Raw genomic sequence first — 19,178 nt, 5'->3', positions numbered from 1 at the left:
AACAAAAGTCATATCTATTCGTCTGTAATAGTAGTATGTTTGCGTAATACAAGCGCAATATATTTTACTTGTATTATAATGTCTATTATCTGTACGATAATAATGGAAAAATGTTTGAACAAAATTGACGGAACCGTGAGCATTCAAAGTCGGCTAAAACAGGTTTTCGATGCCTTGGGCATCACAATCTATCAGATTGCCAAGGAGTTGGGCGAAAATCCGTCAAAGTTTTATAACATATTGAATGGCCGGGCAAAACCGTCATACGATACGATTATGAGTTTGCTGGCCTGCTACCCACAAATCAGTGCCGACTACCTGATTCGGGGTATTCTGCCCGTGTTGAACTCGCCCGAGGCCAATGCAGTGATGAGTAATTCAGACGAGGATACGATGGAGGTACCGTTTGTCCCGGTGCGTTTCTATGCCACCTTTGTCGAAAGCTACGCCGATGGCATTGGTACGACGGATGCCGAAATGTTCCGGGTACGGAAACCTGTTACCAAAGGCCATAAACATGCCGTTGTGCTGGAGATTTCGGGTAATAGTATGAGCCCTCAACTAGCCCATGGTGCCAAGGTGCTGGCCGTACCCATCAACCAGAGCGATTGGGAATATCAGTCGGGGGGCGTTTTTGCGGTTATGTACCGGGATTATTTCGTGGTCAAGCGCATTCGGGACAATGAGCTGATCACCCGCAGATACCTTACGCTTCACTCCGACAATCCCAATGGCGGCAACGTAACCGTGCCCCTACAGGATATTCGGGGTCTGTGGAAAATTGTAACGATCGTTGAAGCCCCGGTGGAATAAACCGTTTCCAGGCACTAGTAATAAGAAGGCTCCCGCCAACCCCTTAGTGGATTGGCTGGAGCTTTTTCTGTTCTGCACCCTCGTCGCGCACCACTTCCTTCTGGTGGGCCCACATTGCCTGGAAAAGCGTACTATTCTGACGCAGCTGCGTGAAACTACCTTCGTCAACGACCTCCCCCTCCCGGAGAATATAGATATAGTCGAACATAGGAAGCAGATGTAGCCGGTGAAGGGTCGAAACCACCGCTTTGTCGCCGAAGGCGCGTAATAACTTGTGATAGATATCGAACTCCGTTTTGGGGTCTACGCTGCTCGTAGGTTCATCCAGCAGGACAACGTGGCTGGTTTGAGCTGCCAGCACCCCCCGCGCCAGGGCTAAGCGTTGCCGCTGACCACCCGACAGATTCAGTCCTTTCTCCTGTATGCTGGTGTCCAGCCCGTCGGGCATGTGATTGACTAACTCGGCAAAATGAGTCGTCCGACAAGCCTGCATCACTTCGTCATCGGTAAAGGGAAGCCCAAGGGTTATATTATAGCCAACTGTATTCTCGAAAATTTCCGGTTCCTGCGGGAATAACATTACCGTGTTGGCCAACGCATTCAGGCTGGAGCCAGGCTGACCGTCGACCTGAATGGAAAATCCCGGCTCAGGGGTATACAGTCCCCGCAGTAAGGTCAGGAGCGTACTCTTGCCGGAGCCGCTTTCGCCAATGAACGCCACTCGTTTGCCCCGACTCAGTGTAATGTTCACGTTGCGCAGGATCGCTTTGCGTGGTTGGTCCGTATCTGTGGGATTGTATGAAAAATTCAGATTCGACAACGTAATGGTTTGCCATGTATCAGGCAGGGTTGTGTTGGAGTCAGGCTGTTCATAGCGGGTATATGCCTGCCCAATGCTCCGTGCTGTCTGAACATCGGTATTGAACTGAACAATCTGGGTGTACTGCAACGCAATGTCGTTGAAGACACTCGTAAACTGGTTCACATAACCAAGCAAGGTTACCAGGCCACCGATGTAAAAGACTGTACCGGGCAGGCTATGCTGGTACACATAACCCGTGGCAATAATCACATAGATCAGGGCTACAAGCATACTGGCTACAAACCATTTCCATTCGTTGATGCGTACCTGCCGCATAAAAGGCGGAAAAATAGCCGTTATGGTTTCTCCAAAGCGAGCCTCTATCCGTTTCTCCAGCCGGAGCGCAATGACCGTGCTGATGTTGGACAAGCTATCGAACAGAGTCGAAGAGGCTATGTGCTCGTGCTCATTCGTTTCTTCCAGCGCCTTGACAAACGGCCGGTCGAAGCGCAGGATCACATAAACTGTCAGGACGCCCAGGGCAACGCCGATCAGGCCGAAAGTGGGGGAGAAGTAAAGCATTGCCCCAAATGAAAAGACGAATTTGGAGAGCGCATGCAGGTACACAAAGCCGTTCTGAAAAAACGATTTGAGGGCGTTATACGCTTTGTTGATCCGGTTGATTGTTGAGCCGCTATGGTGATCCTTATGCCAGCTAACGGGTAGGTGAAGCGTCTGGTGATACAGTTCATCGAGGTAGTTACGGCTAAGTATAAACGCAAGCCGCCGTTCCATGACGCGGGCGGGGCCATGAAAGGCCCATTCCAGCACTTTCAAACCCACAAACCCGCCGGCAAACCAACCGGCGGTATCCAATGCTACGGTGCCTTTTCGCTGGATAGACTCGATAAACCACCCGAAGAGGAGCGGGTGCATGGCCGTAACGATGTTGGCCAGCATGAACAGGACATAAATAAGCACATACTGCCGTTTGTCCTGTTGGGCGTACTGCCAGGCCGTGCGGAGCAGGGCGAGGTATGGATTTTGCATGATTGTAAGTTACGGTAAGGTACGATAAGGACCTTTGAAGCAAATCTGGCCAATTATTTTGATAGGTTGATAACCGGCAGATCAATAAACCAAGTATGTAGATAGATTTAATGAGATTTTTAAGTTAATGTATAAATCTCTCGCTCTCATTTGTTTTATGGCTGGCTTTCAGTAATTTTGCGACCTGATTCCCGAGAGGGGACATCTGCCGAACTATCCGGCCCCTTTCCACTGTTTTAGATTTACATAACTTTCAGTATAACAAGCTAATGGCTCGCGATTTATTATTGACGAGAAACATCGGTATCGCTGCCCACATCGACGCGGGCAAAACGACCACTACCGAACGTATTCTCTATTACGCCGGGGTAAGTCACAAGATCGGTGAGGTCCACGATGGAGCTGCCACAATGGACTGGATGGAACAGGAGCAGGAGCGGGGGATTACGATCACCTCAGCTGCTACAACCGTCGACTGGACTTACCGCGACCAGAAGTACCATATTAACATCATCGATACACCAGGTCACGTTGACTTCACCGTTGAAGTAAACCGTTCGCTGCGCGTTCTTGACGGTCTGGTATTCCTGTTCAGTGCCGTTGACGGCGTAGAGCCACAGTCGGAGACGAACTGGCGCCTGGCCAATAACTATAACGTAGCTCGTTTAGGCTTCGTTAATAAAATGGACCGCTCTGGTGCCGATTTTCTGAACGTGTGTAAGCAGGTGAAGGAAATGCTGGGTAGCTACGCTGTTCCGCTTCAGCTGCCAATTGGCGAAGAAGATAACTTCAAAGGCGTCGTTGACCTCGTTAACTTCCGGGGGATTATCTGGAACGAGACGGACAAGGGGATGACCTTTACCGAAATTCCTATTCCGGCCGATATGCTGGACGAGGCAACGGAGTGGCGCGAAAAACTTCTTGAAGCAGTAGCCGAATTCGACGACTCGCTGATGGAAAAATATTTCGATGACCCGTCTTCGATCTCGGAAGATGAAATTCTGGCGGCTCTTCGCAAAGCTACCATCAGCATGAAAATTGTGCCGATGCTTTGTGGTTCGTCGTTCAAAAATAAAGGTGTGCAAACCATGCTCGACTATGTGATGGCGCTGTTGCCGTCACCAATGGACAAAGAGAGCATTTTTGGCACGAACCCTGACACGGGCGAAGAAATTTCGCGTAAACCATCTACCAGCGAACCATTTGCTGGTCTGGCGTTCAAAATTGCTACTGACCCTTATGTTGGTCGCCTTTGCTTCGTACGTTCTTACTCGGGCGTTCTAGAGTCAGGCTCTTACATACTCAACAACCGGTCGGGCAACAAAGAGCGGATTTCGCGGATTTTCCAGATGCACGCCAACAAGCAAAACCAGATCGATCGTCTGGAGGCTGGTGACATCGGTGCTGTAGTTGGGTTTAAAGACATCAAAACCGGCGATACGCTGTCGGATGAGAAGCACCCGATCATTCTGGAATCGATGGTATTCCCGGAGCCTGTTATCGGTTATGCAATCGAACCAAAGAAATCGGCCGATCAGGACAACTTCTCGAAAGCAATTGGTAAACTGATCGAAGAAGACCCAACCCTTAAAGTTGAGTCGAACGAAGAAACCGGCCAGACCATTATCCGTGGTATGGGCGAGCTTCACCTGGAGATCATTATCGACCGGATGCGTCGGGAGTTTAAAGTAGAGGTGAATCAGGGTGCGCCACAGGTGGCTTACAAAGAGAAACTGACCAAGAACGTCGAGCACCGCGAGGTTTACAAAAAGCAAACGGGTGGTCGCGGTAAGTTTGCCGACATCGTGTTTGAACTCGGACCACGTGACGAAGACGAAGCTGGCATTATTCAGCCCGGCCTCGAGTTTGTAAATGGCATTGTTGGTGGGGTAATTCCCCGCGAATTTATTCCGGCCATTGAAAAAGGCTTCAACGAATCGCTGAAAAATGGTCCGCTGGCTGGCTTCCCCTTACAGGGCATGAAAGTGCGGCTGGTTCATGGTTCGTACCACGACGTTGACTCCGACTCGCTCTCGTTCGAAATGGCGGCTCGTTTGGGCTTCCGCGATGCGGCCCGCCAGGCTGGTCCGAAACTGCTTGAACCAATCATGGCCGTTGAAGTATTGACGCCAGAAGAGTATACAGGCCCAATTACGGGTGACCTGAACCGTCGCCGGGGTGTAATGAAAGGCATGGATACCAAATCCGGATCGCAGGTGATCAAGGCCGATGTTCCTCTGTCGGAGTTGTTTGGCTACGTTACCGATCTGCGTACGATGTCGTCGGGCCGGGCTACGGCTAACCTGACGTTTGCGCACTACGAAATAGTGCCGAACAACATTGCGGAAGGCGTCGTTGCTAAAGAAAAAGGTACTGTGAAGGCGTAAGCCTCTAATCCCATTGGGCAGTGAGTTATATCGACTCGCTGCCCATTTTTTGTGTCGCTGGAGTAAATGGTTCTTTCGGCAGGCATTTTCACATAACGAACCACAACACAATGAGCCAAAAAATTCGCATCAAGCTGAAATCGTTCGACCACATGCTGGTTGACAAGTCGGCCGAGAAAATTGTCAAAGCCGTCAAATCGACGGGTGCCATCGTCAGCGGTCCAATCCCCCTGCCGACCGACAAAGAGATCTACACCGTCCTGCGGTCGCCCCACGTGAACAAGAAAGCGCGGGAGCAATTTCAGCTTTGTACCTACAAGCGGTTAGTCGACATCTATAGCAGCAGTGCTAAAACGGTTGATGCCCTGATGAAACTCGAGTTACCGAGTGGTGTCGATGTAGAGATCAAAGTCTAACGGCTCGAACAGGCAAAGGCATTAAAAGCCGCAAAAGGGAGACATATCTGTTTCGCTTTTGCGGCTTTTGCTGTACGGGTTCAGGTCGGTTTGTAACACGCCGACGGCCTGGGAAAGCTAACGACACAGGCTGGTTTAACTAGTGAAATAAACTCGGTCTCTGTTGGCATTTATCTGAATTTTACGGACGGGCTTCCCGTTTTCTTCGTATATTAGTAAAACACGGCGAACGGCCGTACTGAAGAGACTTTCCCCGCTATGTTAAACGTAATTCAGCTACTACCCGACTCGATTGCCAACCAGATTGCCGCCGGTGAGGTAGTGCAGCGGCCAGCGTCAGTTGTGAAGGAGCTGCTGGAGAACTCGGTCGATGCAAAAGCGAAATCCATACAGGTTATTATTCGGGAAGCAGGTCGTAATCTGATTCAGATCGTTGACGATGGAGCGGGTATGACCGAGACCGACGCCCGCATGAGCTTTGAACGGCATGCCACGTCCAAAATTCGTACGTCAGATGATTTGTTCCGTATCCGGACAATGGGTTTCCGGGGGGAGGCATTGGCGTCTATTGCGGCTGTGGCCCAGATTGAGATGCGTACCCGTCGGGCCGAAGAAGAACTCGGAACACTTATTCGTATCGAGGGGTCTGATATAAAAGCGCAGGAGTCGATCTCATGCCTACCCGGCACGAACCTGCTTATCAAAAATCTATTTTTCAATGTGCCCGCCCGCCGTAACTTCCTGAAATCAAATTCGGTGGAGATGCGGCATATCCTGGACGAATTTCAGCGGGTTGCCCTGGCCAATCCAGAGGTGGCCTTTTCGCTGTTTCACAACGATCAGGAAATATATAACCTGCCCGCCGGAAAGCTTAGCCGTCGCATCATCGACATGTTCGGCAAGAACTACCGCGAACAGCTGAACCACTGCGACGAACAGACGCCTTATGTAACGGTACATGGCTATATCGGCAAGCCAGAATCAGCCAAAAAGGCCCGCAACGAGCAGTTCTTTTTCGTCAACAACCGGTTTGTCAAGCATAACTACCTGCACCATGCCGTCGTGGGTGCTTATGAGGGAACCCTGCCCGAGGGAAGTCATCCGTTTTATGTGCTGTTTATCGAGATCGATCCGTCCCACATCGACATCAATATTCACCCCACTAAAACCGAGATCAAATTCGACGACGAACGCTCGGTTTATGCTATTATGATGGCCGCTGTTCGCAAAGCCGTAGGGGTTTATAACCTGTCGCCCTCGCTCGATTTCGAATCAGATGTCAATTTTCTGTCGGGGGGGCGGGGTAACAGCACCAGTAAGCCCACGGGGGGCGATAACCGTCCTGATGCCAAACCGATAACGGCTGCCTGGGCAACAGGTGGATCGGCGGGAACTACGGCCCCAGTGCCGACCAAAGAACGGCTGCCCTCCCGAACTGACTCCCTGGATGGGGCTGCCGGAAAAAGCTTCGACCTACCAAAACGACCTTCGGTCAATAACTGGCAGGCTCTGTTCGAAGGGGTTGCCGACACGGAGCGTCCTGCGCCGACGACAGATCGGCAGGAGGAAGGTGGCGATTGGCTCGGCCCCGCCCGAACGCCCCCGCCCTCATCTGCTTCCTTGCCACCCGAAAGTGAATCGGTTACACTGGGTAGCCGGGTCAATGAATGGAAAGAAGTCGTTGAAACGGCAGAGACGCTTACGCAGGCTGTTATCGATGAGGACAGTATCGTGCAGGTGCAGAACCGGTATTTGATTGCCCCCGTGAAGTCGGGCATGCTGGTAATCGATCAGCGACGGGCCTACGAGCGGATCCTGTACGATCAGTTCCATGCATCGCTAACCACCCGCAACGGGGCTTCCCAGCAATTACTGTTTCCCAAAACGGTTACGCTCAGTCCTGTCGATTTTCAGCTGGCTACCGAACTACGGGATGATCTGGTAAATCTGGGCTTTGAGTTCGATGAACTGGGCCAGAATACGTTTGTGATCCGGGGCGTTCCAACCCTTACCATGGGCGAAAACGAAGAGGAATTGTTCGCCAACTTACTGGCTCAGCTACGGGCCGACACGGGTCGGCTGAAACTGGATCGGGCTGAATCGTTAGCCCGGTCGCTGGCCCGGCGGTCGTCAATGCGCCATGTAACCCGACTGACCGCTACGGAGCGAAAGGCCCTGATCGATCAGTTATTCGCTTCGGCGAACCCCAGTTATACGCCAACAGGCGATATAGTGACGGTGGTAATGACATTGGATAAGATTGCGGGACTTTTTCGTTAGGAATTGGGTTAAAGAGAGTAAATTGTCGAAACAAAATGTTTGCTCTTACCCCGGTTGTCCGAGTCTTATTGATAATAAACGTACTGGTTTTCTTTGTCACCAATGAAAGCGTGATTCAGCAGTTTGGTCTGCACTCGTTTTTGTCCGACGAATTTAATCCGATTCAGTTGCTCACACACATGTTTCTGCATGGCGGCTTCGGCCACATATTCAGCAACATGATAGGTCTAATCGTTTTTGGGCCCATGTTGGAGCGTTTCTGGGGACCACGTCGGTTTACGTTCTTTTACTTTTTCTGCGGTCTGGGAGCAGCGTTCCTCTTTTCGGGAATTAATTATTTCGAGATGAGCCAGGTGTACGAAGCCGTTCGGGACTACCGAAATGATCCAACACCTGAGAATTTCGTTGGTTTTTTTACGCAGCACGGTGGTTCGTTATATGATCAGTTAGCAGGCTTTATTGACCGGTTCGATGCGCAGCCAACCAATCCACAGTTGATTGATGGGAGCCTTCAAATTGTCAATCGTTACTATACCGACCAGATAAGTCAACCAATGGTTGGGGCATCGGGCGCAATTTTTGGAGTAATCATGGGCTTTGGATTATTGTTTCCAAACACTCAGTTATTTTTATTGTTTCCTCCTATACCGGTCAAGGCTAAATACCTCGTTATCTTCTACGGAGCCTACGAGCTTTATACAGGCATTTATCGGTCACAAACCGATAATGTAGCGCACTTCGCCCACATAGGAGGCATGTTATTCGCGTTTATATTGATTAAGTACTGGGGTTCACAACGGAAAACGTTTTATTAGTGATGAGCGGGTTGTTCGATGATTTTCGGAGCGAATTCAACAAGCCCAACAACACGTTGGTGCAGTTAATATTGGTTAATACGGTTGTGTTTCTGGTCCTGCTGCTGGCGAAAGTTGGTTTTACCATGGGCGGGCAACTGGATACCTATTACCTCATTCGGGCTCAGCTAATGATTCCGGGAGGAATCGTAGATTTTCTCCACAAACCCTGGACGTTATTTACCTACTTTTTTGCGCATGATGAGATCTTTCACATCCTGTACAACATGCTCTTCCTGTACTGGTTCGGTCGCCTGATCGACGAGTACCTGGGTAACCGACGGCTGGTTGGTCTGTATATCATGGGTGGTTTGGCCGGTGGCCTGCTTTACCTGCTGATGTATAATACGGTCCCTTATTTTCAGAACACCTCTGACTCCGCCCGTATGCTGGGTGCGTCGGCAGCCGCGTTTTCGGTAGCTGTGGGTGCTGCTACGCTGCTACCCAATTATACCTTTCATTTACTGTTTTTTGGTCCTGTACGGATCAAGTACATCGTCTTCTTTTTCATTGTCATGTCCATCGCCCAGTCGGCGGGGGCTAATGCTGGTGGAAATCTGGCCCATCTTGGCGGGGCGCTCATGGGTTTCATGTATGTGAAACTGCTTCAGAACGGTACCGATCTGGGACGTCCCATCTACTGGGTAATGGAAGGCTGGAGCAACATCCTTCGCCCGAAGCCAGCCGTGAAGGTATCCTATCGCCAACGAAGCAGCGCTAGCACACAGGCTACTTCATATGCAGCCGCAGGTGGACAACCTTCTACCCTGTCGACACCCGATCAGGATGAAGTCGATATGATTTTAGATAAAATTTCGCGCTCTGGTTATGAAAGCCTGACCCGGGAAGAAAAGCAAAAGCTGTTCCGGGCAAGCCAGCGGAATTAAGCGTTTAAATCAGGTATTGCTACTTATTCGGACGTAGAGCCATACCGGGTAAGCAAATAAATTCCTGCAAAAATAGTAGCCCCCATTGCTTTTGAATTGATTCAGACAGTGGTGGGCTTCGTTTTTTTATAATTGTGCCAAAAAATAAAGTACTTTCGTAGTAGAATTGCCCAGGCCAATTGCCGAAAGAAACATTGTATTCTGTACGTTTGTTGTTGTAAGACAGACGCATACCTGTTATCAACATGCTGATTACCCCCGGTAACTTACTGGCCACCATCAACACGCCCGACGATCTTCGCAGACTCGACAAATCCCGACTACCTCAGGTTGCCGATGAACTTCGTCAATTCATCATCGATGACGTATCAGTTTATGGCGGACACTTCGGTGCCAGTCTTGGTGTCGTCGAGCTAACAGTAGCGCTTCACTATGTTTTTAACACGCCCGACGATCAGTTGGTCTGGGATGTGGGCCACCAGGCATATGGGCACAAAATACTGACCGGCCGGCGCGACCGCTTTCATACCAACCGGTTTTACAAAGGGCTATCAGGATTCCCGAAACGGAAAGAGAGTGACTATGACTCCTTTGGCGTAGGCCACTCATCCACCTCTATTTCGGCGGCCTTAGGTATGGCCGTAGCCTCGCAGCTTCAGGGCAATACTACCCGGAACCACATTGCCGTCATTGGCGACGGAGCCCTGACCGCTGGTGAAGCCTTCGAAGGAATGAACCATGCCGGGGCTACAGACAGTAATCTGCTGATCGTACTCAACGACAACTGCATGAGCATCGACCCTAACGTGGGTGCCCTGCGCGAATACCTGACCGATATTACAACTTCGCAGACCTACAACCGGGTGAAGGACGAAGTGTGGAATCTGTTGGGTAAAATGGATAAACTTGGTAAAACGGCTCAGGAACTGGTATCGCAGGTGCAGTCGGGTATCAAGAGTTCGTTGCTGGAGCAAAGTAATTTATTCGAGTCGCTTCATCTACGGTACTTCGGCCCGATCGATGGACACGATATCGATCATCTGGTGAGTGTGCTGGATGACCTCAAAAATATTCCCGGCCCCAAATTGTTGCATGTACTGACCGTAAAAGGGAAAGGATATGCGCTCGCCGAGAAAGACCAGACCAAGTGGCATGCCCCCGGTCTGTTCGACAAGGTGACGGGAGAGATAAAGAAGAAAATTTACGACACACCACAACCCCCCAAATACCAGGACGTTTTTGGAAATACGCTCGTCGAACTGGCCGAGAAAAATGGGCGTATCGTGGGTGTTACACCTGCCATGCCATCGGGTTCGTCGATGAATATCATGATGAAAGCGATGCCGACCCGCGCTTTCGATGTAGGCATTGCTGAGCAGCATGCTGTGACGTTCTCGGCGGGTATGGCTACGCAGGGCGAAGTTGTGTTCTGCAATATCTATTCGACGTTCATGCAGCGGGCCTATGACCAGGTCATCCATGACGTTTGTATTCAGGAACTACCCGTTATTTTCTGCCTCGACCGCGCTGGATTTGCCGGGGCCGATGGACCAACGCACCATGGCGCTTATGATCTGGCTTACATGCGTTGCATTCCCAACATGATTGTGGCGGCCCCCATGAACGAGCAGGAACTGCGGAACATGATGTTCACGGCCCAGTCTGCCGAGGTACAGCAGGGAAAGCAGGCCTTCACCATCCGTTACCCACGTGGAGAAGGCGTAATGCCTAACTGGAAGACCCCGCTCGAACAGCAGGTGATTGGCAAAGGTCGTCTGGTGAGCGATGGCGAAGAGGTAGCTATACTGACCATTGGGCATATTGGTAACTATGCGGTCGAAGCCACCAGAATGCTGGCTAAAGAAGGAATTCGCCCGGCGCATTTTGATATGCGGTATGTAAAACCGCTGGATACCGCCTTACTGCATCAGATATTCAGCCGTTTCAGTCGGGTAGTAACCGTCGAGGATGGCTGCGTAATGGGCGGTTTCGGGAGCGCTGTACTGGAATTTATGACCGATAACGGATACATGGCCCGCGTGAAACGACTCGGTATTCCCGACGCTGTGATCGAGCATGGTGAACAGATTGAATTGCATCACGAGTGTGGTTTCGACCCACAGGGGATTGCTGATGCTGTTCGGGAGTTGCTGTTTACCGGACGGACGGTAGCGGTCTAGTTATTTTATTTCGACAGGATTAACGGGATTGGCAGGCTGACCACCTGCTGATCCCGTTAATCCTGTCTTTTTTTACCTGTATGAAAGTTTTCAAATTTGGGGGCGCATCCGTGAAAGATGCGCCCGGCGTTCGTAATCTGGCCGAAATTGTCAGAACACAGGGTCAACCGGCCGTTGTAGTCATATCAGCTATGGGCAAGACAACGAACGCGCTGGAACGCATCGTTCGGGCTTATACAGACGGGCAAACCGACGTCGTTTCCCGCGAGCTGGATCAGCTGCGAACATACCATACGGGGATTATGGGCGAACTGGAGGGCGATTTTTCGGCCGTTGGTCAAACGATCGACGGGCTGGCGAATTACCTGTCAGCGCCATCTACGAACTTATACGATGAAACCTACGATCAGATCGTTTCACTGGGAGAGATCATTTCCACCCAGATTGTAGCGGCTTATCTGACCCAGGCCGGGATCTCCACCCGCTGGGTCGATGCGCGTCTGCTCATTCGGACCGATGCTACGTTTCGGGAAGGACGTGTCGATTGGGACGAGACGAGCCGGCTGATAACGGAAACTATCTCAACAGATGTGGTTACCATAACGCAGGGGTTTATTGGCCAGACCGTGACATTGGGAGCACCAGCCCGTACTACAACCCTGGGGCGGGAAGGGTCTGACTATACGGCCGCTATTTTTGCCTACTGCCTGGATGCCGAAAGCGTCACGATCTGGAAAGACGTGCCCGGCGTGTTGAACGCCGATCCGAAATGGTTCGATGATACAGTATTGCTGGAAAAACTGACTTATCAGGATGCCATCGAACTGGCTTACTATGGTGCTACGGTCATTCACCCAAAAACGATCAAGCCGCTTCAGAATAAAAATATTCCGCTTTATGTCCGGTCATTCCTGAAACCTGACGCGCCGGGAACGGTTATTGGCAACTTTGAGAAGAACGTGTCTGTTCCGTCTTTCATCTTCAAAGTCGATCAGGTACTGATTTCGCTGCACCCGAACGATTTTTCGTTTATCGCCGAAGATAACCTGAGCCGCATTTTTGGCCGGTTAGCACAGATAGGCGTCAAAATCAACCTCATGCAGAATACGGCGATCAGTTTCTCAGTGGTTGTCGACAATACCGATCGGGTGCCTGCTTTGCTGGACCAGTTGAAACAGGATTTCCGGGTGAGCTACAACGACGGGCTCGAACTCGTTACCATACGGTATTACGACCAGGCGACTATTGACCGGGTGCTGGTAAATAAGAAACTGTTGCTGGAGCAAAAAAGCCGAAATACCGTGCAGCTGGTAGCGAAAGACCTGATGTAACGCGGACTTTAGTCCGCCGGCAACCTCCTAATCAAAGCGAACAGAGACGTCTGCCCGTTTAGATTGGGAGGTTGCCGGCGAACTAAAGTCCGCGTTACGTTAGAACTTCGGGCAGGGCAGGGCGCGGTTACGCTTTTTAGGGCCACCCCGACGGCCTTCGGGCTTCTCAAAAATATAGGATAGCGACAGTTCGTGAGAGCCTCCACTGTTGCCGAGCGTCGAAATAGTAGCGTCGTAGCTGTAGCCAATCGAAAATTTATCGACCCTATAACCGGCCAGCAGGGCCACCGCATCGTGATTGTTGATGGTCTGATTGTATTTCTTGAAGGGAATGCCGCGGTAATAAGCACCAATCGTAATGGGCGAATAGGTTAGGTAGGCACCCAGATCCAACTGGTCGTATTTCCCTTGAAATTTATACATAATAACCGGCGAGAAGCTGATCTCGCGGTCCATCTCATCGACCAGGCCCGTATAACCGGCCAGTGGAATACGCAGTCCGGCATGGATACTCCCTTTCATGGGTAACCGACCGCTGGACGACACGACAAAATCCTGACTTGGCCGGTTAAGGTGATGAGCCGATGCACCAATCCAGAACCAATCGGAATAAAACAGGCCGCCTGTCGAGAAGTCCAGGTATTTGTTACGGGGCGAGCCACCGAGCAAGCCGGCATCGCCACTGACACTATTCTGAATAAAGCCCCGATCGGTATATTGATCGCCAAAGGTTAAGCCGAAGTAGTTGATATTCCGGTTCACATAAGAGCCCTGGAGGCCTAAGCGAACAAAGGACGACTCACTAACCTGAAACTGGTAAGCATATTGCAGGCCAATCTCTGTCGACTGAATGTTTCCCTGTCCCTGGTTATCATTCATGATCAGTAAACCGACCCCACTATTAAATTTTTCTATGTAATGATCAACGCCAACCATCGTTGTGACGTAATTGGTAATGGCGGGCCATTGATTCCGGTAGTTGGCGGTAATGCGCGGAGCCAGCGCCGAGCCGGCAAAGGCTGGGTTGAGGTACTGGGGGGCTGCGTAGAACTGCGTGAACTGCGGGTCCTGGGCCATGACCAACCGACTCAGAAAAATGGCCACAAACGTCAGTAAATAGTGCTTACTCATAAGTGCAAACTATGGCAAAGATTAGGCCAACTTGTCCGGTATAGTAACATAAACGAAACGGACATACCAGCAGGCTTAATCTATCCATAAAATTAGATGGTTTATAGGCGTTTCTCGGTTGTGAAGCGATAAAATTTTAACGCGGAGGTTTCGTTTATACTAACGTAATGCCCCTGTCGTCTGTTATGTTGAGGGATGAAATTGAGTGGATGGGCATAGTCAACGTTTCTTCATGTTAACTTCTAGAAGTCATACATATTTCATCGGGATTTGGGCGATGCTGTTCATGCTGGCAGGCTTGTCTGAAGCCTATTCGCAGGCACCCGTACCTTCGTTTCAAATCAGTGGCAAAACCTGTGTCCCTGATCAGGAATGCAAAGCCGATTCTATTACGTTTACCGACAGTTCATTGACCGGGGTTACAACCCGGCTTTGGGACTTTGGTGACGGCAGTACGGTCACAACTCAGGGAAACGCGATAGCCCGGCACGTCTATCAGCAACAAGGTAGTTATGAAATCAGGCTAACTCGTACTATTGGTGGGATAACTCAACCAGTTACCGAACCTGTTAGTGTTACAATCTACCCACGTCCTCAGCCATTCATAAACTGGAAGACGGATACGACCATTTGTACCGGAGAAGCCATAACGCTTAATCCCTATGCAAGTGGCCCGCCCCAGTCGGGTCTTCGGTTTTTGTGGTACCCAAAGGGCGATACAACGCAAACGATTCAGGTTGATAGCTCTGGCTGTTATTCTGTCGAAGCCATCGATCCCAACGGATGTACGTACCAGGACCGTATCAACGTAGACGTATGCGGTGAGAAAAAAGAGTCGCAGGGCGTAAAATGGTATTTTGGTCAAAACGCGGGGCTGGATTTCAGTGGGGGAGGGACGCCTGCGCCAATCACCGATGGAAATTTGAGCACCATTGAAGGCTCATCATCCATTGCCAACACAAAAGGAATTCTGCTGTTCTATACCGATGGCGTAACTATATTCGATAAGGATGGCACGCCACTAAAATCACTGGTACCGGGTGATACGGCTACCGTTCAAACGCCACTCGGCGGTAATAAAAACTCTACCCAATCGGCGCTCATCGTGCCCAAGCCTACCTGCCGTGGCTGTGAGTATCTATATTACGTGTACACAACGGCTGAAATTCGCGGGCAGAAGAGACTGACCTATAGCGTCGTCGATATGCGCCAGAACGGGGGCAAAGGTGCCATTGTTGAGAAAAACGTTCCGGTGTCGAGTCAGGGCACTGAACAGTCGGCTTCGGTACGGAATGATCGGGACTCCACCTACTGGGTAATCACCCGCGTTTTTGGTACGAACAGATTTGAAATTCGCCACCTCACCAGCAGCGAAACACCTACGCTGACAACTTATGAAGGCGGTCAAAAAATCGACTCATTATCACAGGCGGAAGGGTATATAAAAATTGGTCCAGCCGACACGACCGGCGGTAATGAAGGCAATCGGCCAATGGCGGTCGTTATTCCCGGCCCGCCCCAGAACTCGGTCGATCTGTATACGTTCAATGACTCTACAGGCAAGATGACGTTTAATCGAACGCTTCAGCTGGGGCCTGCACCCCCTAAAGCCTACGGAGTCGAGTTCTCGCCCGATGGCGAAAGCCTGTATGTGACGATGCTGGCTGACACCAATGCAGACGGAAGCCAGAAAGGAGCCTCATACATTGTGAAGTATGACCTGAATCAGCGGGATTCGCTGCTGGCCAGTTCCCGAACGGTGGTTGATAGCAGCACCACGCGTCAGTACGGTTCTGTACAGATTGGTCCCGACGGGCGGCTCTACGTCGCTATTCAGGGTAGTTCATCGCTGGGGACTATCGAGAATCCGAATGGCGGGTTACTGGATAGTTTGATCTTTAACCCGAACGGGCAATCGCTGGGCGGAAAAAACAGCCAGTTAGGCCTGCCCAACCTGGTTGCCAACTTCAATGACAACTCCAGTGGACCGGGTATTGCGTACGGCGATACTTGCGCTAACCAGCCGACGGTATTTCAGATCAGCCCGAACTGTCCAAAACTCAAAGAAACCTATACGCTTACGTTTGGCGATGGCAGCCGCCCTGTTTCAACAACGGCGCTTCAGCCAATTACGCATACGTACACACAGAAGGGAGAATACCTAATCAGTCTGCGTATCGTTACCCAGCTGAGCAACGGGCGGGGTATCTGTAAAGACACGACCATCTTCGATACCCTTAATATCGTTGAAACGCCCCCTGACATAAATCTGGGGGCCGATACCGCAATCTGCAACAAAAGAGGCATAACGCTCGATCTGAAAGTCGAGGCAACAGTATATGTGTGGCTGATTGGGGGGCGGGTAGTCAGCCGCGAAAAGACTCTGAAACTGGACCGGCCGGGCTATTACCTCGTAGTTGGTCTGGCGGCTAACGGCGGCTGTTTCAAGAGTGATACCATTGAAGTGCAGATCAAACCGGTCCCATCACTCGATTTGGGCCCGGATACGCTGTTCTGCTATCGATCGTCGGTCACGCTGAGGGTGCCGCAACAGACCTGGAATCAGTTTGCCTGGAGCAACGGTGGTACCGAGCGCACGACGAGTGTATCTGTAGCGGGTACATATAGCGTTACCGCGACTAATTCCTCGGGATGCGAAAACTCCGACACCATCCGGGTTCGTGAGTTACCAAAGGTTGTTCTGCGGGCTGCCTTGACGCCACCCACCGCGTGCACATCGTCCGATGGAGTGATTGAATTGACACCTACCCCGGCGGGAATCTATCTCTATACCTGGACCCAGGGCGACGGTGCCATCTTACCTTCCAACACCAACCGGCAGTCCAACCTGCCCGAAGGCGCGTACAGAATCAGCGCTACCGATAGTGTGTATGGCTGTAAGGCCGATACCTCGTTTGCGTTACGATCACCGCAGAATACGCTTGCATTGACGCCACAGGTGAAAGATGCCCTCTGTAGTATACCCAACAGCGGTACAATCAGCCTGAACGTATCGGGAGGTACGGCAACCGGGTATACCTGGCTCGATCAGAATAACAACCCGATTGCCACAACACCCGTCTTCGACAGAGCCGCGCCGGGATTGTATACTGTGCAGATTACCGACGCCAGAGGATGCAAAGCCTTACTCGATAGCATTCGGGTGGGGCTGGACAGCACCGGGTTTGCCCGGCTTGGGCCCGATCAACTGAAATGCGTCGGCGATTCCGTTTTGCTCGCTACGCTCGATGGAGATCAGCCCGGTAATGTTTACCTGTGGAATACCAATGCGACAACGCCAACGATCTATGTGGCGCAGACAGGGACGTATAATCTTGTCGTGCGCAACACGCAAACCGGTTGTGTGGGGCGCAGCACGGTACAGGTAGCGGATCGACCGGTGCCGACGTTCGCCTTCACCAGGGAAGCTTCTGTTTGCGAAGGCGACCAGGGCCGCGTACAACTCTCGGCCAGTGGCGGCTCGGGATTGCGCTACCTGTGGTTACCCCGTAACGATACGACCCAATCCATTACCGTTAGCCAGGCCGGTCAATACGGTATTCGGGTAACTGATCCGCAAGGGTGTACGGCCACGGGTGTCGCCCGGGTATTGGATCTATGTGAGCCACGGGTCAACATCCCCGACGCCTTTACGCCCAACAACGATGGATTGAACGACGACCTGCAGGTGTTTACCGCTTACGTGTCGGACTACGAATTCCGGATCTATAACCGCTGGGGTGAAGTGATCTTTGTAAGCACCAATCCCGAACAGAAATGGGACGGTATGTATCGCGGAGAGGCCTACCCATCCATGCTGTATCCGTACGTAATCAGCTATAAAAGTGAGTCATTTCCAGACCGGAAACGGGTTATAAAACAGGGGTCAGTTCTGCTGATCCGGTGATGCTTTTCTGCGGTTTTTTTCGTAAATTTGACGTAAACGACTTTGTCAGATCACCCGTTTTTCCGGGGCGTCAGACAGGGTTTTGCATCAACCACAACTCATGCGAAACGACTTATTGAAAGGCTCCGGCGAAGGAATGACGACGACCGATAAGGAGATCGAACGGGCGCTCAGACCACTTTCGTTCGCCAATTTTACGGGTCAGGCCAAAGTACTCGATAACCTCGAAGTATTCGTTCGGGCGGCCATGCAGCGGGGCGACGCACTGGACCACGTGCTGCTTCACGGCCCCCCTGGTTTGGGGAAAACGACGCTGTCACACATCGTTGCCAACGAGCTCAATGCCAGTATCAAAATGACGTCCGGGCCGGTCCTGGATAAGCCTAGTGATCTGGCTGGCCTACTGACCAACCTTCAGCCTAATGACGTGTTGTTCATCGACGAGATCCACCGGCTCAACCCCATCGTGGAGGAGTACCTGTACTCGGCTATGGAAGATTACAAGATCGATATCATGCTCGATTCCGGCCCCAATGCCCGTACGGTTCAGATCAAGCTGAACCCGTTTACGCTCATTGGCGCTACTACCCGGGCGGGTATGCTGACAGCTCCGCTGCGGGCCCGGTTTGGAATCAGCTGTCGGCTGGAATACTACGATGCCGAACTATTGACCGGTATCGTACAGCGGTCTTCGGCTATTCTGGGTACAGCTATCGACGAAACGGGTGCTTACGAGATCGCCCGCCGAAGTCGGGGTACTCCGCGTATTGCCAATAACCTGCTGCGTCGTACGCGCGACTTTGCTCAGGTGAAAGGTAATGGTTATATAAACGTCGACATTGCTGAGATTGCACTCAGCGCCCTTGAAGTTGACCAGAACGGGCTGGACGATATGGACAACCGAATTTTAACGACCATTATCGAGAAGTTTAAAGGAGGACCCGTGGGCCTGACTACTATTTCTACCGCCTGTGGTGAAGAAGCGGAAACGATCGAAGAAGTGTATGAGCCATTTCTGATTAAGGAAGGCTTTCTTAAACGTACATCACGCGGCCGCGAGGCTACAGAGAAAGCGTATATACACCTCGGTATCGTTCCGCACTTCAAAGCGGGTGAATTATTCGGATAATCGACTACAAC

12 protein-coding genes are annotated in these 19,178 nt (G+C 51.3%); 10 read left to right on the top strand and 2 right to left on the bottom strand.

Going from position 1 to position 19,178, the window contains the following annotated elements:
- Positions 1-102 precede the first annotated feature (102 nt).
- Positions 103-813 carry a LexA family transcriptional regulator gene (locus FH603_RS03205; protein WP_186736004.1) on the top strand — a complete coding sequence of 237 codons (711 nt, stop codon included), beginning with the start codon at positions 103-105 and terminating at the stop codon, positions 811-813.
- Between the two features lie 43 nt (positions 814-856).
- Here the strand turns inward: FH603_RS03205 and FH603_RS03200 are convergent, their stop codons facing one another.
- The gene (locus FH603_RS03200; RefSeq protein WP_186736003.1) at positions 857-2,665 is read right to left on the bottom strand and encodes an ABC transporter ATP-binding protein; all 1,809 of its coding nucleotides are present in this window, start codon (positions 2,663-2,665) and stop codon (positions 857-859) included.
- Positions 2,666-2,934: 269 nt separating this feature from the next.
- On the opposite strand from FH603_RS03200, the gene fusA reads away from it, so the two are divergent.
- The 7 genes from fusA to FH603_RS03165 all read left to right on the top strand — a co-directional run bounded on the left by fusA (position 2,935) and on the right by FH603_RS03165 (position 13,000).
- Positions 2,935-5,052 carry an elongation factor G gene (gene fusA / locus FH603_RS03195; protein WP_186736002.1) on the top strand — a complete coding sequence of 706 codons (2,118 nt, stop codon included), beginning with the start codon at positions 2,935-2,937 and terminating at the stop codon, positions 5,050-5,052.
- A 110-nt stretch (positions 5,053-5,162) separates the two neighbouring features.
- Complete coding sequence (gene rpsJ / locus FH603_RS03190) at positions 5,163-5,468, top strand: 30S ribosomal protein S10 (protein ID WP_077922220.1); 306 nt, start codon at positions 5,163-5,165, stop codon at positions 5,466-5,468.
- A gap of 258 nt (positions 5,469-5,726) precedes the next feature.
- Complete coding sequence (gene mutL / locus FH603_RS03185) at positions 5,727-7,748, top strand: DNA mismatch repair endonuclease MutL (RefSeq protein WP_186736001.1); 2,022 nt, start codon at positions 5,727-5,729, stop codon at positions 7,746-7,748.
- Positions 7,749-7,783: 35 nt separating this feature from the next.
- Positions 7,784-8,563, top strand: a complete 780-nt coding sequence (locus FH603_RS03180; protein WP_186736000.1) for a rhomboid family intramembrane serine protease — start codon at positions 7,784-7,786, stop codon at positions 8,561-8,563.
- Positions 8,564-8,565: 2 nt separating this feature from the next.
- Positions 8,566-9,489 (top strand): rhomboid family intramembrane serine protease, encoded by a 924-nt coding sequence (locus FH603_RS03175; RefSeq protein WP_186735999.1) that lies wholly within the window; start codon positions 8,566-8,568, stop codon positions 9,487-9,489.
- A 245-nt stretch (positions 9,490-9,734) separates the two neighbouring features.
- Positions 9,735-11,669, top strand: coding sequence for a 1-deoxy-D-xylulose-5-phosphate synthase (gene dxs / locus FH603_RS03170; RefSeq protein ID WP_186735998.1), 1,935 nt, complete (start codon positions 9,735-9,737; stop codon positions 11,667-11,669).
- Between the two features lie 80 nt (positions 11,670-11,749).
- On the top strand, positions 11,750-13,000 hold the full coding sequence (locus FH603_RS03165) for an aspartate kinase (RefSeq protein WP_186735997.1): 1,251 nt from the start codon (positions 11,750-11,752) through the stop codon (positions 12,998-13,000).
- A 99-nt stretch (positions 13,001-13,099) separates the two neighbouring features.
- On the opposite strand, the gene FH603_RS03160 is transcribed toward FH603_RS03165, so the two are convergent.
- Complete coding sequence (locus FH603_RS03160) at positions 13,100-14,131, bottom strand: PorP/SprF family type IX secretion system membrane protein (protein WP_186735996.1); 1,032 nt, start codon at positions 14,129-14,131, stop codon at positions 13,100-13,102.
- A 232-nt stretch (positions 14,132-14,363) separates the two neighbouring features.
- Here FH603_RS03160 and FH603_RS03155 point away from each other — a divergent pair, with 232 nt between their 5' ends.
- Both FH603_RS03155 and ruvB read left to right on the top strand, forming a co-directional pair.
- Positions 14,364-18,038, top strand: coding sequence for a PKD domain-containing protein (locus FH603_RS03155; RefSeq protein WP_235985224.1), 3,675 nt, complete (start codon positions 14,364-14,366; stop codon positions 18,036-18,038).
- Positions 18,039-18,138: 100 nt separating this feature from the next.
- A complete protein-coding gene (ruvB, locus tag FH603_RS03150; protein ID WP_186735995.1) occupies positions 18,139-19,167 on the top strand; it encodes a Holliday junction branch migration DNA helicase RuvB in 1,029 nt (342 codons plus the stop codon).
- Positions 19,168-19,178: the final 11 nt, after the last annotated feature.

The organism is Spirosoma utsteinense (assembly GCF_014282275.1).
Taxonomy (GTDB): Bacteria; Bacteroidota; Bacteroidia; order Cytophagales; family Spirosomataceae; genus Spirosoma; species Spirosoma utsteinense.
The sequence above is the reverse complement of the archived record's forward strand: the minus strand, read 5'-3'. Positions and strand labels throughout refer to the sequence as shown.